Origin of the sequence: Pseudalkalibacillus sp. SCS-8 (assembly GCF_040126055.1) — a bacterium.
GTDB classification, from domain to species: domain Bacteria; phylum Bacillota; class Bacilli; order Bacillales; family Fictibacillaceae; genus Pseudalkalibacillus; species Pseudalkalibacillus nanhaiensis.
Genome location: NZ_CP143541.1, coordinates 2,650,925 through 2,677,287 on the forward strand (window position 1 = coordinate 2,650,925; position 26,363 = coordinate 2,677,287).

Here is a 26,363-nt window from a genome sequence, read left to right on the forward strand (position 1 = left end):
GTTTTCAGGGTGCGAATGAGCCGCTTTAGGGGTGCAATATCGTCGATTCAGTGTTTTTGGGGTGCGAATGGGCCGCTTTCGGGGTGCAATATCGTCGATTCATTGTTTTTGCGGTGCGAATGAGCCGCTTTCGGGGTGCAATATCGTCGATTCAGCGTTTTCGGGGTGCGAATGGGCCGCTTTCGGGGTGCAATATCGTCGATTCAGTGTTTTTGCGGTGCGAATAATCATCCTAATAAAAAAACTGCCGAGATTGACTCGACAGTCTTAAGATTGACTCCGATGGAGAGTCAATCTTCTTCACTTTTACGTTTATTTCAAGCGGTACCTAACACGCTTTTGTTCGTAGAATCCGTCATCAAATGCTCAGCTACCTTCTCAGCTAAGTCAACAACTCGGCAGGAATAACCCCACTCATTGTCGTACCATGCCAATACTTTCACTTTTCGATCTTCAATTACCATCGTTGACATTGCATCAATGATGGAAGAGTTTTCATTTCCATTGAAATCAATGGATACAAGTGGTTCTTCACAGTAACCGAGGATGCCTTGCAACGAACCTTGGGATGCGCTCTCAAGTGCTTCATTGACACGTTCAACAGAAACGTCCACTTTCAAATCTACAACAAGGTCGACGAGTGAAACATTCGGTGTCGGCACACGTAATGCCATACCATGAAGCTTACCGTCCAATTGAGGCATGACTTTAGCGATCGCTTTAGCAGCACCAGTGGAAGTCGGGATGATGGATTGGCCGCATGCACGTGCTCTTCTCAAGTCTTTATGTGGATTATCAATGTTCTTCTGATCATTTGTATAGGCATGGACAGTCGTCATGACACCGTTTTCAATTCCAAACTGATCATCCAACACCTTTACGACAGGCGCCAGGCAGTTCGTCGTACAAGATGCGTTGGAGATAATATGGTGTTCCTCTGCATTGTAAGCGTCATCATTTACGCCCATGACAATTGTGATATCTTCATTTTTACCAGGTGCAGTGATGATGACCTTTTTCGCACCTGCTTCAAGATGGTAACCGGCAGTTTCTTTTGAAGTGAACTTTCCTGTTGCTTCGATGACGATATCGACATTCATATCCTTCCAAGGAAGCTGTTTCGGATCACGGTTGCTAAGCAATTTGATCTCTTTACCATCAATAAGTAAAGCATTTTCCTTTGAATCGACTTCAAGATCATAAGTCCCATGAATGCTATCGTATTTAACCATATGAGCGAGTGTTTCTGCAGGATAACTTGCATTTATCGCAACAACATCTAATTGATCATTTTTCATCGCTTTACGGAAGACCATTCTTCCAATGCGTCCAAATCCATTAATTGCTACTCTAGCTTTCATGTTGAAATCCCTCCACAATAAAGTGCTATACTTTTTTCTAAAAATCTAAAATTAGTATAACATATTGTATGTCAAAGGGAACACTAAATTTAATAAAAATAAAAAAAAGAGGCCGGTGCCCGGCCTTTTTGTTCATCATACTGTAACTTTTTCAGTTGAGGATCTGCCATTTGGTGAAGATATGTATCAATTGTTGTCTGCTCTCCTCAACAGTCCCATTATTATCAATGATCTCGTCAGCCCAATCACGTTTCTTATCAAGTGGGATTTGGGATTGTATACGGGATTGTGCTTCTTCTTTTGTGGACTGATCACGAGCCATCAAGCGCTCTAACTGGGTTTTAGGGTGGACATAAACAAGTAATGTCTTCTCAACCATATGTGTCAATTTGCTTTCAAAAAGCAATGGAATATCCAGGATAATATCCTTGTGTTCCTTTAATAATTCCGTTTTTTGATTCAGCATCTCTTTTCGGACTGCTGGATGGACAATACCGTTCAATGTCTTCCGCTTTTGATCATCATTGAAAATGATTGCTCCCAGCTTTTTGCGATCAATGGTACCGTCATCCGTTACGATGTTTTCACCAAAAGCTGCGACGATTTCTTCATAAGCTTTTTCACCCGGCATGACGACCTGCCGGGCGATTTGATCTGCATCAACTACAGGTATTTCAAACATTTTTATCATTTCTGATATCGTACTCTTCCCACTCGCGATTCCACCAGTCAAACCTACAATCAAACGTAACACCTCACAATTTGAAAAAACCTAATACAATCAACATGATTCCTGGTAAAAAACTGAACAGCCGCATCGTTGGTAAATTCGATAATACTTTGCCTACTTTCATTCCCGACACAAGAAAAAAAGCACTCATTGTCGAAACGAACAACGCTGTCTGCAGATGCGGAAAACCGAGCAAGGAAGCACCGAGACCTGCCGCAAAGGAATCCAAAGAAAGAGCAAGCCCAAGAAGTAATGCCTCCAATCCAGCTATGGTTCCAGACCGGTCGATATCCGCCGCATCCGGAGTCCTCAAGATTTGGATGACAATTCCGAGTGAACGGATTTCCATATTCCAGATGTAGGTGGAATCTGATTCTGTTTTCTTATCAGGTCTCTCATCATTCTTCTTGAAAAATTGCCAAAGAACATAGAATCCAAGGCTGATTAATAATACGCCGCCTATCTTTTCCGCGATACTTGGAGATAAAAATGTACTGATGATGGAGCCAAGGTTCATGGCTGCAAGCAGCATCATCGCAGAACAGATTGCAATCAACAAGATTGAGAAGAAGGTAATTTTCATCCGACGTACACCATACGTTACACCGACGCCGAAACTGTCCATACTGACAGCGATCGTCAGTGTCATGAGGGCCACCCATCCTGTCACTTCTATACATCCTCCTCGTTCTGACACTAGGATAGTATATGGCTGGGGCCCATCCGACGTACGCCGAATTCATTGAATTTGTGTCGTCCATGCTAAGAAAAATGAAGGACAGAAAATCGTTCCTTAGAAAAATTTCATTTCTGACAGTTTGGGCAGATGTGCGTTCCTCTGCCTCCGACGACAATCCGTTCGATTTCTTTCCCACAATTCACACATGGCTCTCCTTTACGGGCGTAGACAGCGAGCTTTTGCTGGAACATACCCATGTCTCCTTGGGAATTGACATAGGATCGAATGGTACTGCCTCCTTGATCTACCGCTTCCTGCAACGTTTCCACGATTGCTTTGTGCAGCTTCATGACTTGTTGTTTACTTAGTTTATGGGCGACCGTTTCCGGGTGTAAGCCTACACGGAACAATGCTTCATCAACATAGATGTTTCCTAACCCTACCAAGACTGCCTGATCTAATAAGGCCGGTTTTATTTTCCGAGACGTCCTTTGAAGCTTCTCATATAACTCATCCGGATTGAATGTTTCGTCCAACGGTTCTGGTCCCAGCTGGACAAGCGGTTTATTCGCTTCTTCTTCACCGATCTTATATACATGCATTGTGCCGAACTTCCTGACGTCCCGATACCATAGTTCTGATCCATCGGTAAATCGGAAGATGACATGGGTATGTTTATCGGGCTCTTCTTCTCCCTCAACATAGACATATCGGCCTTCCATCCTTAGATGGGAAACAAGGACGACATCGTCAAGGATGATTTTGAGGAACTTTCCGCGTCGACCGATCGAATGAATCGTCTGACCAGAAAGAAGAGCATTGAATTCTTGCAGGTCATCAGGATGTTTGACGATTTTAGGCCATCTGACGGTTACCTCATTTATCGTTTTCCCAAGCACGAGATTCTCAAGTGTTCTTCTTACAGTTTCTACTTCTGGTAATTCCGGCATTCCAACTTCTCCTTCATCCATTCGGCCCGAACAGAGCCATTACTTGGCATCATACCATGTGTCACCATATGAATAATCCACTTTCAATGGAACATCTAACTGGATTGCATTCTCCATGACTTCAGGTACGATTTCTTCAAGCTTCTTGATTTCATCCTTTGGCGCTTCAAATATCAATTCATCATGTACTTGAAGCAACATTCTCGTTTGCAGCTTTTCCTTCTTCAAACGCTTATCCATTTCTACCATCGCTTTTTTGATGATATCAGCTGCAGACCCCTGTATCGGCGTGTTCATTGCTGTACGTTCTGCAAAGCTTCTTAAGTTAAAATTACGGCTTGTGATCTCAGGTAAATATCGACGGCGGTTCAGCATCGTCGTGACATACCCTTCCCGTTTCGCTTGCTGAACGATATCTTCCATATACTGTTTTACACCTGGGAAGCTCTCCAAATAACGCTCGATAAATTCTCCTGCTTCTTTTCTAGTGATGCCAAGACTTTGCGAGAGCCCGTAATCACTGATTCCATAGACAATTCCGAAATTGACAGCCTTCGCTTGTCTACGCATATCTGCTGTCACTTCGTCTTTTTCGACATGGAAGACATCCATTGCGGTTTTTGTGTGTACATCTTGTTCTTCGTTGAACGCTTCCATCATTTTGTCGTCCTGCGCAATATGTGCAAGGACACGAAGCTCGATTTGTGAATAGTCCGCTGCAAAGATGACCCAATCATTTTCTGACGGAATGAATGCCTGACGGATCTTTCGTCCTGCTTCCAATCGAATTGGAATGTTTTGCAGGTTCGGATCGATTGAACTCAAACGACCAGTTTGTGCTAGAGCTTGATTGAACCTGGTATGGATTTTTTCCGTATCCCGATGGACGACCTTCAATAGTCCTTCTACATAAGTGGAATTCAGCTTACCTAATTGGCGGTAATAAAGGATTTCTTCAATGATTTCATGCTTATCCTTCAGCTTTTCAAGCACGTCCGCCGACGTCGAGTATCCTGTTTTCGTTTTCTTGATGACCGGCAGCTGTAGCTTCTCAAACAACACTTCACCTAATTGTTTTGGTGAATTGATATTGAATTCAGTTCCAGCAAGCTCGAAAATCTTGCTTTCAATATCTTTGAGCTGTTCGTTCAGATCTTTCCCCATCTGTTCTAAACGCTCCACATCCACCTGGACGCCTTGCTGTTCCATCTCGCCCAACACGATTGATAACGGCATTTCAAGTTCGTAGAAAAGCATCTCAAGCTCATTCTTTTTGAGACTTTCCTTCAATGTTGGAACAACCTCACGTAATACAAAAGCTTTCCGGACAATATGTTCACTCAGCACTTCTTGCTCAGGAACCTTCTGTTTTGCACCTTTACCGTACACCGCTTCGTTACTGGAAACCCCTTTCACCCCGAGACGTGTGGCAATGGAGGCGATATCGTGGGACGAATCTGATGGATTAAGCAAGTAGCTTGCAATAAGTGCGTCAAATTTCACACCGTTCAGCTTGATTCCTTTCCAGGCCAGAGATACCGTTGCTTGTTTTGCATCAGGTAAATACTTGACGATTGAATCATCTTCGAGCCATTTTTTGAGTGCATCAGATTCCAATGCAACCTCTGTCGGGACAAAGAAATTGCCTTTATCTGAAACGATTCCGATTCCGAGAATTTCACCATTATGATAATTCTCTTCCAGACATTCGACGACAACAGCTGCTTCATCGCCAAAGTCGGCATCGTTCACTTCATTTAGAATTTCATAATCAATGTCTTCAGTAGGAGCTTCCGCTTCTTCTGCCGCTTCACTGTCCACTCTGTCCAGCAAGGAATTGAATCCTAATTCCTTGAATAACTCGATGACCTTGGCTGAGATTTCATTTGTATACGTACAGCTTTCCAATTCAATCTCAATTGGAGCCTCAACTTCAATCGTTGCAAGCTTTTTACTCATTTCTGCCTGATCTTTATGATCCTCAAGCTTTTCTTTTAGCTTCTTACCGGACACTTGATCGATGGAATCAAGGACATTTTCCACCGTGCCGAATTCTTTCAATAACTTGATCGCTGTCTTTTCACCGACACCTGGAACACCAGGGATGTTATCCGAACTATCTCCCATAAGCCCCTTCATATCGATGATCTGTTCAGGCTTTAGACCGTACCGTTCTTCTACAAGGTTCAAGTCGTATGTATCCACATCCGTAATCCCTTTTTTCGTAAGACTGACTTTAACATGTTCATCAACAAGTTGAAGCAAGTCTTTGTCTCCTGTGATGACTTTCACTTCCCACTCTTTCGAATCCGCTGTTTTAGACAGCGTTCCGATGATGTCATCCGCTTCATAGTTTTCAAGCTCATAACGCTTTATATCAAAAGCATCCAATAATTCACGAATCAATGGGAATTGTTCTGATAGTTCGGGTGGTGTTTTTTGGCGACCGCCTTTATATTCTCCGTACGTTTTGTGGCGGAACGTCGTCTTACCCGCGTCAAATGCAACCAGCATGTGGCTTGGTGCTTCTTCTTCAAGCACTTTAAGCAACATGGTTGTAAATCCGTACACTGCGTTAGTATAGACGCCCTTATCATTGTTCAAGAGCGGCAATGCAAAGAATGCACGGTAGGCAATACTATTTCCATCAATTAATACGAGTTTATTTTTAGCCATTCGATTTCCTCCTCGTAAACATTAGCTCTATTTTATCATGTTTGAATGTAGAAAGGAAAAGTGGAGGGGGCGGGCAAGCCAATGACGTTCGATAAATCCACATATCTAGTTAAAAGCATAAAAAAAGACGAGAGCGAAATGCTCTCGACCAAATTAGGGGATCCTTTGAAAAGGATTTTACAGCTTCAGCTTATCACCCTTTTATGAAGGATCAATGTCAATGATGTAAAGTTCTCGTAAACCTAGATATCCTTCTTTTTTGAAAAGGAGAGGATGAATGATGTACCCACATCCCTTTCACTTTTGACTTTGATTGATCCTTTGTGAGCTTCCACTAGGTGCTTCACAATCGCCAATCCAAGGCCAGTTCCACCTGAATTCCGACTCCTCGCCTTATCGACTCGATAGAAGCGTTCAAAAATCCTTGGGACTTCATCTTCTGAAATACCGATGCCTGTATCCTTCACTTCAAGCTCAACCTTATCTTCTAAATCACGTCCAGTGATGAAGACCTCGCCACCGGCTGGAGTGTAGGACAATGCGTTATTAATCAGGTTGATGAGAATCTGCTTCAATCGCTCTGCATCACCTTCCATTTCAAGATCGCCGTCAAGATTGATATTCATTTCGATGTTTTTTTCCTTCGATCGTGATTCAAGAAGCGTCGTCACTTCATCAACGATCGTCGTGAGACTTACTTTATGCCAGTTCAATTTAAAATTGGATTGCTCCATCTTTGTGAAATCCAATAGATCCTGGATCAGGTTTTGAAGTCGATCGCTTTCCTTCCAAATGATCGTCAGGAATTTCCTTCTAAGCTCCTCACTATCCATCGCACCGTCTAATAGCGTTTCTGCAAACCCTTTAAGCGAGGTGACAGGAGTCCGCAGTTCATGAGATACATTCGCCACGAAGTCTTTCCGCATCTGCTCAAGATTTTTCAATTCGGTTATATCATGGAATACAAGGACAATTCCTTTGATTTTTCCTTGGTAACCAAGATTTGGTACACACGTGATATGAAAATGCTTTCGTTCAATCCCCATTGAAATCATGATTTGTTTCCTGACTGTCGCTTCTGTCAGGAACGTCTCTTCGACGAGATCGATGACATCCTGATTCGGCATGATGTCATAATAAAGCGTTTCTCTCGGAATCTCCTTTTCAACACCGAAAATGGAACAAAAGCTTCTATTCACCAAGTTGATATAACCAAGGGAATCAATCAACAATAATCCGCTGTCCATATTCTCGATGACTGTTTTCATCCGTTCTTGTTCAGCTTCCCTGAGCTCTGTGATCTGTTCAAGATTACGTGCGAGAATATTTAGTGAATGATTCAACTCACCTGTTTCACTCAATTGGTACTCATGACTTCTGGCTCTGAAGTTTCCTTGCGCCAATTCTTTCGCAACACGCATCGCATCATCAACAGGTTTAGCAAGCTTCCCTGTCATCCGGAATGTGACATAGATCAGAAGCAAATAGCTAAGAAGCAGTGTACCTAAGATTGGAAACCACGCGTTCCTAAGCTCACGATCAAATTCGGCACGATCTGTCGTCAGTACGAGATAATCTGAGCTTTTCTGTTCAGGAGAAAGCGGCAAGACGAAATTCACTTTCTTGTCACGTTGAAGCTTTACGACTTGGTCACTCTGATGGATTAGATTTTCAAGCGCGTTATGAGGTATGGTATCGAACGTTGTGGCTGAAATTGAACCATCCTCGCTCAGATACGTCAAATCTCCATCAATACTCTTTTGAAACCCCTTCAAAAGAGATTCCAAATCTTCTCCATTTTCTGCTTTTACAGCCTTTGAAACGAGATCAAGCTGCGTTTTATAGGATGAATCCAGTTCCCTTTCCATACTGCCGATTGAAAGGTTAGCAATTGCGATGCCGAGCAATAAGAATATTCCGCTCGTAAAGATAATAAAGGAATTCAGGATTCTACCGCGGAAATTCTTCATTTACTGAGGACCATCCAATTTATATCCTAATCCACGGATTGTCTTGATATAAATCGGTTTACGAGTATTCTGCTCGATTTTTTCACGCAAATGACTGATATGAACATCCACTATCCGAGTATCACCTACAAAATCATAGTCCCAGATCGCATTCAGCAATTGCTCACGTGACATGACCCGTCCTTTATTCTTAACAAGATAAACAAGCAATTCAAATTCCTTTGGAGTGAGGTCCAACGGTTCACCTTTGAAGAACGCTTCATAATTTTCCGGATATACTTTAAGATCACCGACAACCATCGCTTCTAAATCAGATGGCGTTTGATTTGCTGAAGCGTTGTATTGACTACGACGTAAAATCGCCTTGACCCGGGCTACGACTTCTCTTGGACTGAAAGGTTTCGTCATGTAATCATCAGCACCTAGCTCCAATCCAAGAACCTTATCAAATTCATCATCCTTGGCTGTGAGCATAAGGATCGGAATCAACTGTTGGGATTGTCTCAGGTTCTTACAAACATCCAAGCCGTCCATTTCGGGAAGCATCAGATCCAATACGATCAGATCCGGATTTTCTTCTTTCGCTAACTTCAAGCCTGTAACACCATCCATCGCTGTCACGACCTCAAAGCCAGCTTGTTCAAGATTGAATTGTAGCAACGTATTGATTGACTCTTCATCTTCTATGACTAGGATCTTTTTCTCATTCATGGTCTCTTTCACCCCAATAGGAACTTTTATTCGATTTTATTTTCACACAACAAATCTAAAAAAAAAACAAAAAAGACGAAAACGTCTCTTTTGTTACATAATCTTTACATTCACTTAAAAATTATCAAAAGTTCTGGCCGTAATTGAACGAGGAGTATAAGGAGGGCAAACCTCGAGTACACCTTCTAAAATGGTGTCTCCTTCTTCATCATTCCCCTTTATGGATACGGTGACCAAGTGCTCTTCCGAATCAACATTCGTAACCTCGAATTGAAGGTCGATGGTCGCATAATGATAGACAGGCTTCGGAAAAGAAAGTGTCTGTTTTATGATGGAGCTCCCTGGACCTGGCAAGTATTTGCTTATAGCAGATGTGATGAATCCAGTTAACATGATCTGTGGTACAATCGGCTTCTTGAACGGGGTCAGCGAAGCATAATCATGCTGAATAAATAAAGGGTTGTTGTCATCTGTCAGTCCGAGATAGAGTAAAAGATCCTTATCTTCAATGGTTTCAGTAATTTCTAGTTTTTCCCCAACATTGATTTCATCGATTTTTCTGCCTAGCTTTCGCTTTTTTCCTAATAGCATGTGGGTTCCCTCCTCATGAAGTAAGCGTTTTCAACAAAATTTGAACAAAAATGCCAGATAGATTGAAACATTCTGACATTATTCGCATTTATAAAGAAAGAATTCGAGAAAACTTCCCGAATTCCTCCTTTTCATTTTTCCATTATTGAGCTAAAACATTCATGACATTACGAACAGACTCAGCAGATTTATCCAATTGAGCCTTCTCGTCTTCGGTCAATTCGAGTTCAATGACTTCTTCAAGCCCATTTCCTCCAAGGATTGTCGGCACACCTAGACAGATGCCATCATACCCGTACTCTCCTTCAAGATAGGCAATGGAAGGAAGGACCCGACGCTGATCCTTCAGAATCGCCTCGACCATTTCGACAAGAGAAGCAGCTGGTGCATAATAGGCACTGCCGTTCCCAAGAAGTCCGACAATCTCTCCGCCGCCCTTGCGGGTACGTTCTACGATTGCATCCAGACGCTCCTTGCTGATCAATTTGTCGAGCGGAATTCCGCCAGCGTTAGAGTAACGGATGAGCGGCACCATATCGTCTCCATGACCGCCCAGAACAAATCCGCGGATATCCTTTACAGACAGGTTGAGCTCCTGAGCGACGAACGTACAGAAACGCGCTGTATCAAGAATGCCTGATTGACCGATGACTCGATTCTTAGGAAAGCCTGATTCTTTCAAGACTGTATATGTCATCGCATCGACAGGGTTTGTCAGTACGATGATTGTACATTCTGGAGAATGCTTGACGACTTCCTGTGTGACACTCTTCATGATTTTTGCATTCGTGTTGACCAGATCATCCCGGCTCATGCCAGGCTTACGAGCAATTCCTGCGGTGATGACAACAACATCGGAATCAGCTGTATCTTCATAATTGGATGTCCCGATGATATTGGAATCGAAGCCTTGGACCGGACTTGCTTCGAGCATGTCCAAGGCTTTTCCCTTCGTCGGATCCTCCATGTCAGGAATATCGACCAATACAACGTCTCCGAGCTCCTTCTGCCCTGTTATGAAGGCAGTTGTCGCACCAGTAAAGCCTGCGCCGATTACGGATATCTTTTTACGTCTGTTCGCCATGTCTGTTACCTCCTAGCCCATATTTTTGATCAATTCGTTACCGAACTCGGAACATTTCACTTCTGTTGCACCGTCCATTAGACGAGCGAAGTCATATGTCACGACCTTGCTAGCAATCGTCTTTTCCATTGCTTTCGTTACTAGCTGAGCTGCTTCAGTCCATCCGATGTGCTCAAGCATCAAGACACCAGAAAGGATGACGGATGAAGGGTTCACTTTGTCAAGACCAGCATACTTCGGTGCAGTTCCGTGTGTCGCTTCGAAAATTGCGTGACCTGTTTCATAGTTGATGTTCGCTCCTGGTGCGATACCGATTCCACCAACCTGTGCAGCAAGTGCATCAGATACATAGTCACCGTTCAAGTTCATCGTTGCAACAACATCGAACTCTGCTGGACGTGTAAGGATTTGTTGAAGGAAGATATCTGCGATGGAATCCTTGATGATGATTTTTCCTTCTGCTTCAGCATCTGCTTGTGCTTTGTTCGCTGCATCCTTACCGTCTTTTTCAACGATACGGTCATATTCTGCCCAAGTGAATACTTTGTCGCCGTATTCCTCTTCAGCAACCTCGTAACCCCAGTTTTTGAAAGCTCCTTCAGTGAACTTCATGATATTTCCTTTATGGACGAGTGTTACACTCTTACGGCCTTCTGTAAGTGCATACTCGATCGCTGCACGTACAAGACGCTTCGTACCTTCTTCAGAAACTGGCTTGATTCCGATACCAGAAGTTTCAGGGAAACGAATTTTGTTTGCTCCCATTTCTTCTTGAAGGAATTGGATGACTTTCTTCACTTCGTCAGAACCTTTTGCATATTCGATTCCAGCATAGATGTCTTCTGTGTTTTCACGGAAGATGACCATGTCAGTGTCTTCCGGCTTTTTAAGTGGAGAAGGAACACCTGTGAAGTAGCGTACTGGACGCAAGCAAGTGAATAGATCCAACTCCTGACGCAATGCAACGTTCAATGAACGGATTCCTCCACCTACTGGAGTCGTCAATGGTCCTTTGATCGCCAGTATGTACTCACGGATGACATCAAGCGTTTCAGCTGGAAGCCACTCACCTGTTTTGTCATACGCTTTTTGACCAGCAAGTACTTCTTTCCATACGATGCCTTTTTCACCGTTATAGGCTTTTTCTACAGCTGCTTCCAATACTTTAGATGCTGCAGCCCAAATATCAGGTCCGATTCCATCACCTTCGATGAATGGGATGATTGGGTTATTAGGTACATTCAAATTACCGTTATCTACTGTAATACGTTCTCCGTTTGCCAAGTTCATTACCTCCTGATCGAAATGTTTTTCGTTTTTATCGTATCAAAAAAGACATGGTTAACCCATGAAAGTGCTTTTGGAAAGTCTTGCACGTTTACACAAGACCTTTCCAACACTTCCTGTTCGCTTTACGATTCTATCCTTATCGGTTTTCAATCGCTACATATTGTTGCTTTTCAGGGCCAGTGTATTCGGCACGTGGGCGGATCAAGCGATTGTTCTCATACTGCTCAAGAATATGCGCCAACCAACCGGATACACGGCTCATAGCAAAGATTGGCGTGAACAGATCATGCTTCAATCCTAAGCTGTGGTATACCGATGCAGAGTAGAAGTCTACGTTCGGTAATAACCCTTTTTCATTTGTCATCAATTCATCCAATTTGACGGACATGTCGTACCACTTTGTTTCTCCAGTGATATGTGTCAATTGCTTGGACATTTCACGTAAATGCTTGGCACGTGGGTCTCCGTCCTTATAAACGCGGTGACCGAAGCCCATGATCTTTTCTTTACGCTCTAGAGCACCCTTTAAGTATTCTTCGACGTTGTCAGGATCACCGATTTCAGAAAGCATTTTCATAACACGTTCATTTGCACCACCGTGTAGTGGTCCCTTCAATGCACCGATTGCTGCTGTAACACCTGAATAGATGTCAGAAAGCGTCGCTACACATACACGAGCCGTGAAGGTAGATGCGTTCAATTCATGGTCTGCGTGAAGCACTAAAGCTTTGTTGAATGCTTTCTCGGAGATTTCATCTGGCTCTTCACCGTTCAGCATGTATAAGAAGTTCGCAGCATAGCTAAGATCTTCCTTCGGTTCGATGATTTCCAAGCCATCACGTAAGCGTGAAAACGCTGCAACGATACTCGCAAGTTTTGCTTGAAGACGGATCGCTTTTGAGGAATTCGCTTCCTCATTCATATCATCTGCTTCTTCATCATATAAACCTAGTGAAGAAACAGCTGTTCTTACGGCTGCCATCGGATGGATCTTGTCCAGCGGAAAGCTCTTAATCATATCCAATACTTGTTGTGGCAATACGAAATTCTTGGATAGTTCAGCTTTGAATCCATCCAATTCCTTTTGGTTAGGCAGTTTGCCGTACCATAGTAAATACACAACCTCTTCAAAACTTGCATAATCAGCAAGATCGTCAATGTTGTAGCCTCGGTAAGTCAATACTCCATCAATGATAGAGCTTACCGATGAAGTTGTAGCTACGATTCCTTCTAAACCTCTCGTTGCTGTCATGGCTCTCTCTCCTTTAAAAATGATTTTTGTCTGTTCTCTCAATACATTAAAGTGTTGTCCAATTTCAGGATGTTATGCTAAGACCGAGCAGACACTCACTTTAGTATCAAAAAGAAAATGCTTACAAATGTAAACACGTATAATTAAGGAAGGATAAAACACATACAGTACAATTATAAACAAATTTCTGATTTTTGTGAACGCCTAACGCTCGAAAACCTTAATATATCAACGAATTTTGACAGACAAACCATTAAGTGATGAAATGCACCACCTTCATTACCATATATGCAATTCCCGCTCCAATCAAGGGTCCGACAGCAATTCCATTAAATAAACTGACCGCGAGAATCGTGCCGAACACGAGTGCAGTCGTAATATGTGGGTCTTCTTTCAAAAGATCGATGCCGCTTGCAGCAATCAAAGCCACTGCGATTCCAGAGCCGAGCGCAACCCACGCATAGGAGGATTTCATCGCTTCTCCCAATTGCTTGAAGCCGATTTCCCCCGTAGCAATCGGTACGAGGACGGCGATGGTGATGATGGTGACTCCCCAGTTGATCCCTTTCTTTTGGATATAAGGGAAAAATTTATCACCAAGCCCTGTCCATTTCAGAATCAGGAGGAAAATGACCGCGAACAATAAAGATTTGTTTTTCGCCCAAAGAGCGATACCGAGTAAAACGAGTAAAAATAATGAGGCCTGATTTAACATCTTTTTCTTCCTTTCTATCTTGAGCACATCTTCACAGCTTGGTATGCCATTGAATCTTATCGGGCAAGAATGTAAAATAATACTATTCTATAGGGTTTGATCCCTCTGAAAGGATCGGGATACAATTGAATCTTCATTATATTCATAGTTTCTTACGATTTTTGCTCGTAATTATTATTGTCGTTTTAGGAGTTTATGCCTTTTTATTCGCTGCAAAAGTTACATACCCGTTCATTATTGCTTTTTTCCTGGCTCTTATGATCAACCCACTCGTCAACTTACTTGAGCGGAAAGCAAAAATGCCGAGAGGACTAGCGGTGACGGTTGTCTTGATTCTTTTAATCGGTCTGATAGCAGGCTTCTTGACACTTGTCATCAGTGAAATGATTTCAGGATTCGGGTATTTGGCTGAAGTGATTCCACAACATACTCAAATACTTGTACAATTTGCACAGACTTATTTCACCCAAGAGATATTGCCTGTCTATTATGAGTTACTCGCCACCTTTAAAAACCTGGATCCTTCTCAACGTGAAACGGTCATAGGCAATATCCAGTCCATTGGTCAAAATATCACGGAGAATGTGAAAGATTTCGTACAATCCGTCTTGAGAGGTCTCCAGGGCTTCTTGCTTAGCTTGCCTAATGTGGTAACGGTTATGATATTTTCCTTATTGGCGACATTCTTCATCAGTAAGGATTGGTATCGTTTCAAAGGCTGGTTGGAAAACCATACGCCTGAACGTACCGTCGAAAGCGGAAGAAGTGTCTACAAAGAATTGCGTAAGGCTCTTGTAGGATTTGTACGGGCTCAGCTCACCTTGATTTCCATTACAGCTGGAATCGTATTGATCGGTTTATTGATATTGAGAGTCGATTATGCCATTACAATTGCCATTCTGATCGGACTGGTCGACCTTCTGCCTTATTTGGGTACTGGGGCTGTATTCGTTCCCTGGATCATATATAGCTTTCTCATGGAGGAATTCACATTAAGCATCGGGCTATCGATTTTATATGGGGTCGTCATCATCCAACGACAAGTGATGGAGCCGAAGATCCTTTCAAGCAGTATCGGTCTGGACCCATTAGCTACTTTAATCTCCCTTTTCGTAGGTTTCAAGTTATTCGGCTTCCTCGGACTGATTATCGGACCTGTAACGCTCGTCATTTTCAGAGCGTTAAGCCAAGCGCACGTCTTCTCAGACTTATGGAATTTCATCATCGGTAAAAAAGCAGCATAATCGTAATAAACAGGCAGACTGGGGTCATAGGACACCAGCTGCCTGTTTTTTTGTGAAATTGAGGGGTATGAGAGCACGAAATCGGCCAAATCACATTTTGGTGCACTCATAGAGCCGTTATGAAAGCACGAAATCGGTGAAATCACATTTTGGTGCACTCATAGAGCCGTTATGAGAGCACGAAATCGGTGAAATCACATTTTGGTGCACTCATAGAGCTGTTATGAGGGCATGATAATGGCTCTATCATCCCCAAAAAACAGCCAAACTCAGTTTTGAGGGCAAGATAACGGCTCTATCCTCCCTCAAAAACAGCGAAACTCAATTTTGACGGCACCACCACTTAAAACCCAATACGTAAAAAGCTGGCCGTTCATCCCATATTTCATGGGGTTGCGGACCAGCTTTTCTTTCATATTTATCGACGAATTGTAAATGTAAATTGCCCGGAGTCGATCTTTTTCTGGATGAAACGGCGCATACCTATTTTGAAAATGGCGCGTGTGTAAGGGATCAATAACAGAAACCCGATCGTATCCGTAATGAAACCAGGCGTAAGGAGCAAGGTCCCTCCGACCAAAATACACACTCCGTCAAGCAGAACATCGCTTGGGACTTGCGCATTCCGCAGTTGGATTTGTGCAAGCCTCATTGTTTCCATGCCTTCTCTTCTCGCGAGCCAGGCACCGATGATACCAGTCGCGATGATCAACAGAATCGTAACCGGAATTCCAAAGTTAGTTCCAGACCAGATCAAAATTCCGACCTCTGCTGCAGGTATGATGATGAGTAACAATAATAAAATACGAAACATAACTCCGCTCCTCCAGACCAGCTTTACATCCACATTCTCATTCGTTGATATTACAGTACGCTTGTCTTTCCACTATAAACGACGCCACGAGAGCCGTCTACTGTTATATCTTGACCGTCCTTCAGAATGTTTGTCGCTTGATCCACGCCAACAATGACAGGGATGCCCAGGCTCAGTCCAACGACAGCAGCATGGCTCGTCAGTCCGCCTTCTTCCGTGATAATGGCAGAAGCTTTCTTCAAGGCTGGCATCATATCACGATCTGTACCGATTGTTACAAGGATGTCGCCTTCAGTGACTTTAGCAATCGCATCTTCAGCATTGTTTGCTACAACGACTTTACCAGCGACAGAGCTCTGCCCAATGCCTTGTCCTTTCGTAATGACATCGCCGACAACATGAACCTTCATCAAGTTCGTGGTACCTGTCTCTCCAACAGGAACACCAGCTGTAATCAGAACAAGATCACCATGATTTACTAGACCAGATTGCAACGACGCATCTACGGCAATATCAAGCAATTCATCTGTAGACTTTGCTTCTTCACTCAATTGAGGTGTGACACCCCAAACAAGGGACATTCTTCTGCAAACTGCTTCTGAGCTCGTTACCGCAATGATTGCTGCCTCAGGGCGATATTTCGAGATCATGCGTGCAGTATGTCCGCTTTCTGTTGGTGCGATGATCGCAGAAATGTTCAAGTTATAAGCTGTGTGAGAAACGGATTGACTGATCGCATCTGTGACAGTCAATTTGCTGGACTTGCTTCGTGCGTGAAGAATGTCAGCATGATTCATCGCTGTTTCAGCTTTCATCGCGATTTTATGCATCGTCTGCACCGCTTCTATAGGATAGAGGCCTGCAGCTGTTTCACCAGAAAGCATGATTGCATCTGTTCCATCAAAAATCGCATTGGCAACATCACTTGCTTCAGCTCGTGTTGGACGAGGATTGCGTTGCATAGAATCCAACATTTGCGTTGCAGTGATGACAGGCTTCCCTTTATCGTTGCATCGACGGATCAATTCTTTTTGTACGAGCGGAACTTCCTCAGCCGGAATTTCAACACCAAGGTCACCACGAGCAACCATCAAGCCGTCGGACACTTCCAGGATCTCATTGATGTTATCGACACCCTCCTGGTTTTCAATCTTAGGAATGATATGGATGTGCTCAGCATTATGCTTTTCAAGGATTTCCCGGATTTCCAAGACATCGGACGCTCTTCTTACAAAGGAAGCTGCGATGAAGTCTACACCTTGCTCGATTCCGAATTCAATATCTCGTGCATCCTTGTCCGTGATTCCCGGTAGGTTGACGGATACATTCGGGACGTTAACACCCTTTTTGTTTTTCAAGATCCCGCTATTCAACACACGGGTTTTCAGCTGGTTGTTCTCAATCCCCATGACTTCCAATTCAATCAGACCGTCATCAAGCAGGATTTTAGAACCTTCATGGACATCGTTAACTAACCCTGGATAAGTGACTGAGATCATCTTCTCGTTACCCATCACCTCTTCCATGGAAACAGTCAACTCTTGTCCTGCTTTCAGTTCGATTTCTCCAGTCTCCAATGTGCCTGTTCGAATTTCAGGTCCTTTCGTGTCGAGCAGGATTGCTACCGTCTTCCCCGTTTTTTCTGCCGCTTGACGGATGTTTGCAATCCGTGCACCATGCTCATCAAAATCACCATGGGAAAAGTTGAGTCGTGCAACATTCATTCCCGATTCGATCAGTTGAGTCAATGTATCGACTTTTTCACTAGCAGGCCCTATCGTACAAACAATTTTTGTATTTCTCATATTCACGTTTTCCTCCTTGATTTTCACGCATCACTTTATATCAAACTTGTCTAAATGGAAAGTTCTTGTGACAGTTGGTACATGTCGTTATCAATCTTATGCGGTTGAGCAAGCACATCATTGATATCATGGTCTACCAATTTGTTATTTTGAATCCCTACAGCTCTTCCAGCTTTTCCATCAAGAAGAAGCTGCACTGCTTTTGCACCTAAACGGCTTGCGAGCACACGGTCAAAGGCAGTCGGAGAACCGCCACGTTGGATATGGCCAAGTACTGTCACTCGCGTTTCGAAGTTCGTATCTGCCTTGATTTGATTGGCGATATCCACTCCACTTCCGACTCCTTCAGCCACAACGATGATACTATGCTTCTTCCCTCGTTCATGACCTCGACGTAACCGGTCTGTAATCTCTTCCATTTTGAAGTCTTCTTCCGGAATCAAAATCGATTCAGCTCCCCCAGCTAGACCAGACCATAATGCAATGTCCCCTGCATTACGTCCCATGACCTCAATGACATACGTCCGTTCATGGGAGGTTGCTGTGTCACGGATTTTATCAATCGCATCAATAGCCGTATTTAAAGCCGTATCGAATCCGATCGTATAATCAGTTCCTGGGATGTCGTTATCAATCGTACCAGGTAACGTAATGGTAGGGAAGCCATGCTCGGTAAGTTTTTGGGCACCACGATAGGAGCCGTCTCCACCGATGACGACTAAGCCTTCAATGCCGAACTTTTCAAGCTGTTTGACCCCTTTCATTTGTCCTTCGTACGTTTTGAATTCCTCACAGCGTGCGGAATATAGCATCGTTCCACCACGATGGATGATATCGCCGACAGAACCTAGTTCCATTTTCTCAATCTGTCCTTCGATCAATCCTGTATATCCATGGTATACACCATATACTTCCATTCCTTTATAGATGGCTTCACGAACGACTGCCCTAACGGCTGCATTCATTCCAGGGCTGTCTCCGCCACTTGTCAACACACCAATCCGCTTCATCACTTTCACCTCGTACAATAGTTGTGTTCTTAAAATATCATGTTCCAAAATCGAACACAATAGACAAACTTTTATAGAATAACTTGGCAAACTTGCCACAGAAAAAGTGCTTTCCCACTTTGGGAAAAGCACTATTGTTTATTTAACGCCAATGGAATCGTTTTCAAATGTATATTGTCCCATTTTTTTGTACTTTTCATAACGATGAGCAACTAACTCCTCACCATTCAATTTCGTCAACTCATCTAATGAGGACTTCAAGGCTTTCTCAATGTTGGCAGCTTGCCCTTTGACATCGCGATGCGCTCCGCCTTCAACTTCAGGGATGATCTGATCGATGATTCCCATTTCATACAAGTCCGGGGCAGTAATCTTCATCGACTCAGCAGCCCGTTTAGCCTGACCTGAATCCTTCCATAACAAGGCTGCAGCTCCTTCAGGAGAGATGACAGAGTACCAGGAGTTTTCAAGCATATGGACATGGTTCCCGACACCGATTGCAAGTGCACCGCCACTTGCCCCCTCACCGATGACGATACACACCATCGGTACAGTAAGACCAGCCATTTCTACGAGATTGCGAGCAATCGCTTCACTTTGGCCGCGTTCTTCGGCTGACATCCCTGGATATGCTCCTTTCGTATCAAGGAGACATACGACCGGGCGATTGAATTTTTCTGCTTGCTTCATGAGTCGCAATGCTTTGCGGTACCCTTCTGGATGAGGCATACCAAAGTTTCTGCGGAGGTTTTCCTTCGTATCCTTACCGCGTTGATGCCCGATGACAGTGATTGGTCGTCCTTGGAATTTCGCTATCCCTCCGACAATCGCTTCGTCATCTCCGTATAGTCGATCCCCGTGCAATTCAAGGAAATCGGTGAAGAGTATTGAAATATAATCAAGTGTTGTCGGTCTTTCAGGATGTCGTGCGACTTGAACTCGGTCCCATGGGGTCATGTTTCCATAGACTTCTTTCTGAACCTTCTCAAGTCGTTCCTCAAGCCGCTCTACCTCATCACTCAGGTCAATTCCTTTTTCATCCATGAATGATTTCAGCTCAGCTATCTTATTTCTCAACTCTTTGGCAGGACGTTCAAATTCCAAATCTCCGACCATTACTCTTCACCTCCTTCATGAATATCCAATACGTTTGCAAGTGTAGCCTTCATATCGCGCCGATGTATGACGGCATCCAGCTGCCCGTGCTTCAATAAGAATTCTGCTGTTTGGAAATCTTCCGGTAATTCCTGTCGAATCGTCTGTTCTATGATACGACGTCCAGCAAAACCAATCAAGGCTTTCGGTTCAGCGAAATTATAGTCCCCAACAGAAGCGAAGCTCGCTGACACACCACCTGTTGTCGGGTGGGTCATCACTGAAATGAACAGCAGTCCGTTATCAGCGTGGCGTCTGAGAGCAACACTTGTTTTTGCCATTTGCATAAGGCTTAATACACCTTCTTGCATCCTCGCTCCACCTGATGCAGTGAAAATGATAAAGGGTTTTCCTTCTTCAGTGGCGACCTCAATCGCTCGTGTGATTTTCTCACCAACGACCGAACCCATACTTCCCATTCTGAAGTGCGCATCCATCACCGCAAACACGACGGAGTGCCCGTCTATATCCCCTTTTCCGGTTACAACCGCTTCGTTAAGTCCTGTTTTCTTGCGGTCCTTCTCGATGCGATCCAAGTAATCAGGAAAGTCCAGCGGATTTTCAGTTCTCATCTCTTTATTGATTTCTTCAAAGCTATCTTTATCGATGATGAGTGAAATCCTTTCATTGGCTGTCATCCTGAAATGATGATCACAAGAAACACATACCTTATGAGCCTTGTTCAGCTCCTTCGTGGTCATAATCGCTTTACATTCAGGACACTTCGTCATCAGTCCTTCAGGTACGTCTTGCTTAACCCGTTCGGAGGGTATCGTTGCATATTTTCTTTTTTTGGCAAACAAATCTTTTAACAAGTTGTTGCACCTCCATCAATCGCTTGTGACTGCTACGTAATTTCTAACCGCGTGTTTCGATCGAGTTCATGATCATCAGCACGAATCATTTCAACGATTTTCTTGTAATCTGAAACTGGAAACAATACCTGTTGATCGTTCTTATTCTGATCATACTCAATCAATTCCACCCATAAACGGTTTAATAGTGAATTATGTGCTGCTTCAAATACGATTTGGAAAAAGTCTCGATCGACTCCTTCCGAAACCCCCTCTGATTCTTCTGCTTCCATCTGGCTCAAGAAAGCGACCATCCTGGAGAGTTGCTCTTCAGTCCGGCGTGAGGCAGCTAAAGCTACGGCATTTTTTTCAATGATTCTTCTCGTTTCCGTCAAATCATCCTTAGCAATGCTGTCATTCAAGATGAAAGACGCTAGGACTTCTACAAGTCTATGGTTACGGGCTTGCTTAATGAACGTCCCTTCGCCTCTTCTCGTTTCAATCAGTCCTAACAGTTCCATTGCTCTTAAAGCTTCACGGACTGAGGAACGACCTACATTCAACCGTTCGGAAAGCTCCCTTTCAGATGGGAGCTTATCCCCGGGTTGCAATCGATCCGTTTGGATGATGGTTTTCAACTGGTTTAAAATCTCTATAAACATCTTTTCATGAGGTTTCGTTGTCATTTCGGGAACGCCACCCACTTTTCAGAGGCTTGATTATTCTTCAATTAAGGCTAGACGACGCGTTTTTTCCGCTATTTCTTCCGGATCTACATTGATTCTTGCTACACCGGTTTCCATGGCAGCCTTCGCTACTGCAGCTGCAACCGCTGGAGCCACCCTTGGATCGAATGGAGCTGGAATGACATAATCCTCTGTCAAATCGTCTTCGTCAATCAAATCCGCGATCGCATAGACTGCTGCAATTTTCATCTCTTCATTGATATGGGTTGCTCGTGTATCCAAAGCACCTCGGAAGATACCAGGGAATGCTAGGACATTATTAACTTGGTTGGCGAAATCAGAACGACCAGTCCCGATCACTTTCGCACCAGCTTCTTTTGCTTCACTAGGCATAATTTCAGGTACAGGGTTCGCCATTGCAAAGATGACAGGATCGTCATCCATGCTTTCAACCATCTCTTTCGTAAGCGCTCCCTCTACTGAAACCCCGATAAAGACATCCATTCCTTTAACTGCTTCTTCAAGCTGTCCTTCAACGCGTTGACGGTTCGTGAAATGTGCTACTTCGGTCTTCACACGATTCATGCCATATGGACGCCCTTCGTAGATTGCACCCTTGGAGTCACACATGATGATGTCCTTCACACCGAACCGGTTCAACAATTTGATGATCGCGATACCGGCAGACCCGGCTCCATTAACGACAACCTTTATGGATGACATGGTTTTACCGGTTAATTTAAGAGCGTTTACAAGGCCTGCCAATGTCACAATCGCAGTACCGTGTTGATCATCATGAAAAATCGGAATGTTCGTTTCCTTCTTCAGTCTTTCTTCAATGATGAAGCAGTTCGGTGCAGCGATATCTTCCAAATTGACTCCGCCGAATGTTGGTTCCATCAGTTTGACGGATTGGACGATTTCATCGACATCAGTGGTATTCAGGCAGATTGGGAAGGCATCGACTCCGGCAAAGCTTTTGAAAAGAACCGCTTTCCCTTCCATGACAGGCAATGCCGCTTCAGGCCCGATATTCCCTAGACCAAGGACAGCGGTCCCATCTGATACGACTGCAACGGTGTTCCCTTTCATCGTATATTCATAAACTTTGTTCTTGTCTTCATAAATTTCCTTACACGGCTCAGCAACACCTGGTGAATAAGCCAGGCTGAGATCCTGTGCGTTCCTTACAGGAACCTTCGCTTTCGATTCCAGTTTTCCTTGATTGATTCTGTGCATATGCAGTGCTTCTTCTCTAGAAACAGACATCAGTTCATCTCCCTCATTCTTTTGGATATATATGAATGAAATCGTCTGCTGCTTGTACTTAACGGACAAACGAGGTGGTCTGACCACCTTTTGACTTATTCATTATAACAAACCTGTCCAAACTGTAAAGAATTAACGGTTTATTTTAAAACGACATTTTTCGAGCCAAGCAACGATTCAAACTTTACAACACATTCTTTGATGGGGTCAATACAGAAATCCTCTGATAACCTCACTATTTTTTTATCCTGCTCATAATACAGGATGACGTCCGTATTCCCAGGGTACTGGAGGACGATATTCTTGATTTGATGAAGGACACCTTGATCTTGCTTGGAAGACTCGATTTTCAGATAAAGTTCCTGGCGCTTCCTATCAGTCGCTGCATTCAAAGATTGTAGATCAGCTGCTTTCCCTACGATGAATTTCGTATCTTCATAATGCTCGACATCTCCTTCCAGGAAAACGAGTCGTCCCTCCTGAAAAAGTTCGGCATTCCTTTGATAAGCTTTTGGAAACACGATTCCTTCCATTTCACCAGTTTCATCGCTTAATTGTAGAAAGGCCATCCAATCTCCCTTTTTCGTTTTGATCAATTTGACCTTTGTCACCATCGCCCCCAGGCGTACCTGTTTCTTATCTGATTCTAGTTCGCTGATCTTTCTAGAACGATAGGATTGCAACACACCGAAGAATTGTTCGATCGGATGACCGCTCAAATAAAAGCCTAAGGCTTCATATTCGAATTGCAGCTTTTCTTCGTCTTTGAATGGAGGCACATCTTCCATACCCGGCTCTTGATTATCCCTTTCATCCTGAAACAAATCAATCTGTCCTTCTGCCTCAGCTTTTTGAATCTTCATCCCGTATTCAATCGCCGCATCAAGATTGGCTAACAACCGAGCGCGATTGTCGGTGAACTCGTCCAGGCATCCAGCTAAAATCAACGATTCCAGTGACCTTTTGTTCATCGTTTTAAGCGGAACTCGCCGGCACAGGTCAAACAGACTTTTGAAGACTCCCTTCTTCCTTTCCTGAAGAATTGCTTCAATGGCTCTGATCCCGACATTCTTGATGACAAGCAAGCCGATGCGGAGACCATCATTTTCGACGAGAAAGCCTGCGTCACTCCGATTGATTGACGGCGGGAGGACGTCAATTCCCCGCTGGCGGATTTCACTTAAATAAGCTGCTGTCTTACCATGATTCCCAACAATGCTGCTAAGTAATTCAGCTAGGAAGAATAATCGGTAATTCGCTTTTAAATATGCAAGCTGATAGGCTATCACACTATAAGCGACAGCATGCGATCGGTTAAAGCCGTAATTGGCGAAACGGACGATGAGATCATAGACCTGTTCAGCTGATTGGACATCGTACCCTTTCTCCACCGCGCCTTCAATAAAATGCTTCCTCTGTTCATGTAAGACTTCTGCTTTCTTCTTACTCACGGCCCTTCGCAGAAGATCGGCTTCTCCAAGCGAAAAGCCTGCCATGAGCGATGCAATCTGCATGATCTGTTCCTGATAGACGATGACCCCATATGTTTTCTGCAAAATGGGTTCTAGATCAGGATGTGGATATTGCGGGACGTTCTTTTTATGCTTTCTTTCAATGTAGACAGGAATGTTCTCCATCGGACCCGGACGATAAAGCGCATTGACTGCTACGATATCTTCGAATTCACTCGGCTTCAGTTTCTTCAGGACTCTACGCATCCCCTCTGATTCAAGCTGAAAAATCCCTGTCGTATCCCCATCACTTAACAGATCATAAGTGTTCTCATCATCGAAGGGGAGGTGTTGGAGGTGGATCCATTCACCTGTCGCCTTTTTAATAGATCGTTGGATATTTTCCAGGAGTGTAAGATTCCTCAAGCCAAGGAAATCCATTTTCAAGAGCCCGATATCTTCTAATCCTTCCATCGTATATTGGGTAAGAGTAAGATACTCTCCACCTGCTTGAGTCGGCACCACGTTCGTGAGCGGATCCTTACTGATAACGATTCCAGCAGCATGAGTAGAGCTATGGCGTGGAATCCCCTCAATCGTCTTGGAAATCCTCCAGAGTTCTTGGGCTTGATCCGATTGGCTCAGTGTCTTTTTCAGTAACGGTGACTCGACCAATGCGTTTTCTAATGTAATACCCGGCCTCGATGGAATCTGCTTCGCAATTTTGTCTACAAGTTTTTGATCGATATCCAAAACCCTGCCTACATCTCTTATAGCTGCACGTGCAGCCAACGTTCCAAAGGTGATGATTTGAGCGACATGGTCCCTGCCATATTTTTGTGAAACATACCCAATGACCTGGTCACGTTTCGTATCAGGGAAATCAATATCGATATCTGGCATTGATACTCTTTCAGGATTCAAAAAGCGTTCGAACAACAAGTCATGTCCAATCGGATCCACCTGGGTGATGGAAAGGGTGTAGGCAACGAGTGAACCCGCCGCTGACCCTCTCCCGGGTCCTGTCATGATGCCATGTTCTTGGGCATACTTCATGAAATCCCAAACAATGAGGAAATAATCATTGAATCCCATCCGATCGATGATGTCCAATTCATATGTAAGCCTGTCCAAAACGGTATCGGAAGGTGACGCCCCATATCGCTCCTGAATTCCTTCCATACATAATTTTCGTAAATAGGTTTGACTCGTCTCTCCCTCTGGTAATGGATAAGCCGGTAGAATCGGCGTACCAAATTCCAATTCGACTTGACACTTACGAGCAATCTTTTCGGTATTGGATAGTGCCTCTTCCATGTGCGGGAATAGATCGCTCATCTCAGCAGGAGACTTGAAGTAATGCTCTTGTGTTGGGTATCGTCCTTCATCTGAGTCACTGAGCTTCTTGCCTAGTTTAATTGACCTTAACGCTTCATAGGCTGGGGCATCCTCTTTATCTAGATAATGGATGTTATTCGTAACGACTAATGGAACATCGGTCTCCTTCGAGAGCTGATCTAAAGTGAGGTTCATTTCCTTTTCTTTCGCGACACCATGATCCTCTAACCCAAGATAAAAATCCGAACCGAAAGAATGCTTCAATTGTTGAATGATTCGATTGTGCTCTCCGCTCCCCTGTAGGACAGCACGCTGGACAATTCCGTCCACTCCTGTAGAAATCACCAACAACCCTTCATTGCATGTATGTATATCTGTTAGTCCCAATCCATTTTGCTTATGATCATGTGACTGGATTTTCGAGCTCAACTGAATGAGATTTCGATAGCCCTTTTGGTTGATTGCATATAAGAGTAACCTAGCTGGATTCGTTCGTGCATTCGAATCCTGCCATGGTACCGCTACATCAATTTCAAGACCAATGACCGGCTTTATTCCTTTAGCCACACAGTTCTTATAAAACGGTATGATTCCGTACATCACATTCTTATCTGTAATCGCCAAAGCTTCCATACCTTGGTCAACAGCTTTGTCGGTGAGTCGATTCATTCGACAGGCACTTTCGAGCAGTGAATACTCACTATGTACATGTAAATGGACGAATCCCATAGGTGTCACCCCTTTCTTCTAACTTCCTTACCTCCATTATATACAACACGAAGGCAACA

21 protein-coding genes are annotated in these 26,363 nt (G+C 43.8%); 1 reads left to right on the top strand and 20 read right to left on the bottom strand.

Translation table 11 applies throughout. The features are described from left to right. Nucleotides 1-317: 317 nt before the first annotated feature. The 12 genes from V1497_RS13800 to V1497_RS13855 form a co-directional block, all read right to left on the bottom strand. Nucleotides 318-1,361: a glyceraldehyde-3-phosphate dehydrogenase gene (locus V1497_RS13800; RefSeq protein ID WP_349408111.1), complete on the bottom strand. Its 1,044-nt coding sequence runs from the start codon at nucleotides 1,359-1,361 to the stop codon at nucleotides 318-320. A 151-nt stretch (nucleotides 1,362-1,512) separates the two neighbouring features. Continuing rightward, a complete protein-coding gene (gene coaE, locus V1497_RS13805) occupies nucleotides 1,513-2,106 on the bottom strand; it encodes a dephospho-CoA kinase (protein WP_349408112.1) in 594 nt (197 codons plus the stop codon). Nucleotides 2,107-2,116: 10 nt separating this feature from the next. After that, the gene (gene ytaF / locus V1497_RS13810; protein WP_349408113.1) at nucleotides 2,117-2,761 is read right to left on the bottom strand and encodes a sporulation membrane protein YtaF; all 645 of its coding nucleotides are present in this window, start codon (nucleotides 2,759-2,761) and stop codon (nucleotides 2,117-2,119) included. Between the two features lie 134 nt (nucleotides 2,762-2,895). Beyond that, nucleotides 2,896-3,720 carry a DNA-formamidopyrimidine glycosylase gene (gene mutM, locus V1497_RS13815; protein WP_349408114.1) on the bottom strand — a complete coding sequence of 275 codons (825 nt, stop codon included), beginning with the start codon at nucleotides 3,718-3,720 and terminating at the stop codon, nucleotides 2,896-2,898. Nucleotides 3,721-3,759: 39 nt separating this feature from the next. Continuing rightward, nucleotides 3,760-6,396, bottom strand: a complete 2,637-nt coding sequence (polA, locus tag V1497_RS13820) for a DNA polymerase I (RefSeq protein WP_349408115.1) — start codon at nucleotides 6,394-6,396, stop codon at nucleotides 3,760-3,762. Nucleotides 6,397-6,638: 242 nt separating this feature from the next. Further along, entirely contained in the window at nucleotides 6,639-8,366 is a 1,728-nt protein-coding gene (pnpS, locus tag V1497_RS13825; RefSeq protein ID WP_349408116.1) for a two-component system histidine kinase PnpS, read from the bottom strand. Beyond that, nucleotides 8,367-9,077 carry a response regulator transcription factor gene (locus V1497_RS13830; RefSeq protein ID WP_349408117.1) on the bottom strand — a complete coding sequence of 237 codons (711 nt, stop codon included), beginning with the start codon at nucleotides 9,075-9,077 and terminating at the stop codon, nucleotides 8,367-8,369. Between the two features lie 114 nt (nucleotides 9,078-9,191). Further along, nucleotides 9,192-9,668 (bottom strand): MaoC/PaaZ C-terminal domain-containing protein, encoded by a 477-nt coding sequence (locus V1497_RS13835; protein ID WP_349408118.1) that lies wholly within the window; start codon nucleotides 9,666-9,668, stop codon nucleotides 9,192-9,194. A 142-nt stretch (nucleotides 9,669-9,810) separates the two neighbouring features. Then, complete coding sequence (gene mdh / locus V1497_RS13840) at nucleotides 9,811-10,752, bottom strand: malate dehydrogenase (RefSeq protein ID WP_349408119.1); 942 nt, start codon at nucleotides 10,750-10,752, stop codon at nucleotides 9,811-9,813. A 12-nt stretch (nucleotides 10,753-10,764) separates the two neighbouring features. Then, nucleotides 10,765-12,036, bottom strand: a complete 1,272-nt coding sequence (gene icd / locus V1497_RS13845; protein ID WP_226546755.1) for an NADP-dependent isocitrate dehydrogenase — start codon at nucleotides 12,034-12,036, stop codon at nucleotides 10,765-10,767. Nucleotides 12,037-12,178: 142 nt separating this feature from the next. Continuing rightward, entirely contained in the window at nucleotides 12,179-13,294 is a 1,116-nt protein-coding gene (citZ, locus tag V1497_RS13850) for a citrate synthase (RefSeq protein ID WP_349408120.1), read from the bottom strand. A gap of 253 nt (nucleotides 13,295-13,547) precedes the next feature. Then, nucleotides 13,548-14,009 (bottom strand): DUF441 domain-containing protein, encoded by a 462-nt coding sequence (locus tag V1497_RS13855; RefSeq protein ID WP_349408121.1) that lies wholly within the window; start codon nucleotides 14,007-14,009, stop codon nucleotides 13,548-13,550. Nucleotides 14,010-14,134: 125 nt separating this feature from the next. Here V1497_RS13855 and ytvI point away from each other — a divergent pair, with 125 nt between their 5' ends. Then, nucleotides 14,135-15,253: a sporulation integral membrane protein YtvI gene (gene ytvI, locus V1497_RS13860; RefSeq protein WP_349408122.1), complete on the top strand. Its 1,119-nt coding sequence runs from the start codon at nucleotides 14,135-14,137 to the stop codon at nucleotides 15,251-15,253. A gap of 418 nt (nucleotides 15,254-15,671) precedes the next feature. Here the strand turns inward: ytvI and V1497_RS13865 are convergent, their stop codons facing one another. From V1497_RS13865 to V1497_RS13900, 8 genes are all read right to left on the bottom strand, one after another. After that, nucleotides 15,672-16,067 carry an FxsA family protein gene (locus V1497_RS13865; RefSeq protein WP_349408123.1) on the bottom strand — a complete coding sequence of 132 codons (396 nt, stop codon included), beginning with the start codon at nucleotides 16,065-16,067 and terminating at the stop codon, nucleotides 15,672-15,674. A 50-nt stretch (nucleotides 16,068-16,117) separates the two neighbouring features. Further along, the gene (gene pyk / locus V1497_RS13870; RefSeq protein WP_349408124.1) at nucleotides 16,118-17,872 is read right to left on the bottom strand and encodes a pyruvate kinase; all 1,755 of its coding nucleotides are present in this window, start codon (nucleotides 17,870-17,872) and stop codon (nucleotides 16,118-16,120) included. Nucleotides 17,873-17,922: 50 nt separating this feature from the next. Beyond that, nucleotides 17,923-18,882, bottom strand: a complete 960-nt coding sequence (pfkA, locus tag V1497_RS13875) for a 6-phosphofructokinase (protein WP_349408125.1) — start codon at nucleotides 18,880-18,882, stop codon at nucleotides 17,923-17,925. 138 nt (nucleotides 18,883-19,020) lie between these two features. Continuing rightward, nucleotides 19,021-19,998, bottom strand: a complete 978-nt coding sequence (gene accA / locus V1497_RS13880) for an acetyl-CoA carboxylase carboxyl transferase subunit alpha (protein ID WP_349408126.1) — start codon at nucleotides 19,996-19,998, stop codon at nucleotides 19,021-19,023. Continuing rightward, on the bottom strand, nucleotides 19,998-20,852 hold the full coding sequence (gene accD / locus V1497_RS13885; RefSeq protein ID WP_349408127.1) for an acetyl-CoA carboxylase, carboxyltransferase subunit beta: 855 nt from the start codon (nucleotides 20,850-20,852) through the stop codon (nucleotides 19,998-20,000). The genes accA and accD overlap by 1 nt, the downstream gene beginning before the upstream one ends. A 32-nt stretch (nucleotides 20,853-20,884) precedes the next feature. After that, entirely contained in the window at nucleotides 20,885-21,517 is a 633-nt protein-coding gene (locus V1497_RS13890) for a FadR/GntR family transcriptional regulator (protein ID WP_349408128.1), read from the bottom strand. Nucleotides 21,518-21,550: 33 nt separating this feature from the next. Next, the gene (locus tag V1497_RS13895; RefSeq protein ID WP_349410827.1) at nucleotides 21,551-22,786 is read right to left on the bottom strand and encodes an NADP-dependent malic enzyme; all 1,236 of its coding nucleotides are present in this window, start codon (nucleotides 22,784-22,786) and stop codon (nucleotides 21,551-21,553) included. A gap of 140 nt (nucleotides 22,787-22,926) precedes the next feature. Continuing rightward, nucleotides 22,927-26,304 (bottom strand): DNA polymerase III subunit alpha, encoded by a 3,378-nt coding sequence (locus V1497_RS13900; protein WP_349408129.1) that lies wholly within the window; start codon nucleotides 26,302-26,304, stop codon nucleotides 22,927-22,929. Between the last annotated feature and the right edge of the window lie 59 nt (nucleotides 26,305-26,363).

What these genes read in the sequence shown, in the direction of transcription:
- V1497_RS13800 (WP_349408111.1), bottom strand. Translation starts at nt 1,361, where the DNA reads ATGAAAGCTAGAGTAGCAATTAATGGATTTGGACGCATTGGAAGAATG.
- mutM (WP_349408114.1), bottom strand. Translation starts at nt 3,720, where the DNA reads ATGCCGGAATTACCAGAAGTAGAAACTGTAAGAAGAACACTTGAGAAT.
- polA (WP_349408115.1), bottom strand. Translation starts at nt 6,396, where the DNA reads ATGGCTAAAAATAAACTCGTATTAATTGATGGAAATAGTATTGCCTAC.
- pnpS (WP_349408116.1), bottom strand. Translation starts at nt 8,366, where the DNA reads ATGAAGAATTTCCGCGGTAGAATCCTGAATTCCTTTATTATCTTTACG.
- V1497_RS13830 (WP_349408117.1), bottom strand. Translation starts at nt 9,077, where the DNA reads ATGAATGAGAAAAAGATCCTAGTCATAGAAGATGAAGAGTCAATCAAT.
- V1497_RS13835 (WP_349408118.1), bottom strand. Translation starts at nt 9,668, where the DNA reads ATGCTATTAGGAAAAAAGCGAAAGCTAGGCAGAAAAATCGATGAAATC.
- mdh (WP_349408119.1), bottom strand. Translation starts at nt 10,752, where the DNA reads ATGGCGAACAGACGTAAAAAGATATCCGTAATCGGCGCAGGCTTTACT.
- citZ (WP_349408120.1), bottom strand. Translation starts at nt 13,294, where the DNA reads ATGACAGCAACGAGAGGTTTAGAAGGAATCGTAGCTACAACTTCATCG.
- V1497_RS13855 (WP_349408121.1), bottom strand. Translation starts at nt 14,009, where the DNA reads ATGTTAAATCAGGCCTCATTATTTTTACTCGTTTTACTCGGTATCGCT.
- V1497_RS13865 (WP_349408123.1), bottom strand. Translation starts at nt 16,067, where the DNA reads ATGTTTCGTATTTTATTATTGTTACTCATCATCATACCTGCAGCAGAG.
- pyk (WP_349408124.1), bottom strand. Translation starts at nt 17,872, where the DNA reads ATGAGAAATACAAAAATTGTTTGTACGATAGGGCCTGCTAGTGAAAAA.
- pfkA (WP_349408125.1), bottom strand. Translation starts at nt 18,882, where the DNA reads ATGAAGCGGATTGGTGTGTTGACAAGTGGCGGAGACAGCCCTGGAATG.
- accA (WP_349408126.1), bottom strand. Translation starts at nt 19,998, where the DNA reads ATGGTCGGAGATTTGGAATTTGAACGTCCTGCCAAAGAGTTGAGAAAT.
- V1497_RS13890 (WP_349408128.1), bottom strand. Translation starts at nt 21,517, where the DNA reads ATGACAACGAAACCTCATGAAAAGATGTTTATAGAGATTTTAAACCAG.
- V1497_RS13895 (WP_349410827.1), bottom strand. Translation starts at nt 22,786, where the DNA reads ATGTCTGTTTCTAGAGAAGAAGCACTGCATATGCACAGAATCAATCAA.
- V1497_RS13900 (WP_349408129.1), bottom strand. Translation starts at nt 26,304, where the DNA reads ATGGGATTCGTCCATTTACATGTACATAGTGAGTATTCACTGCTCGAA.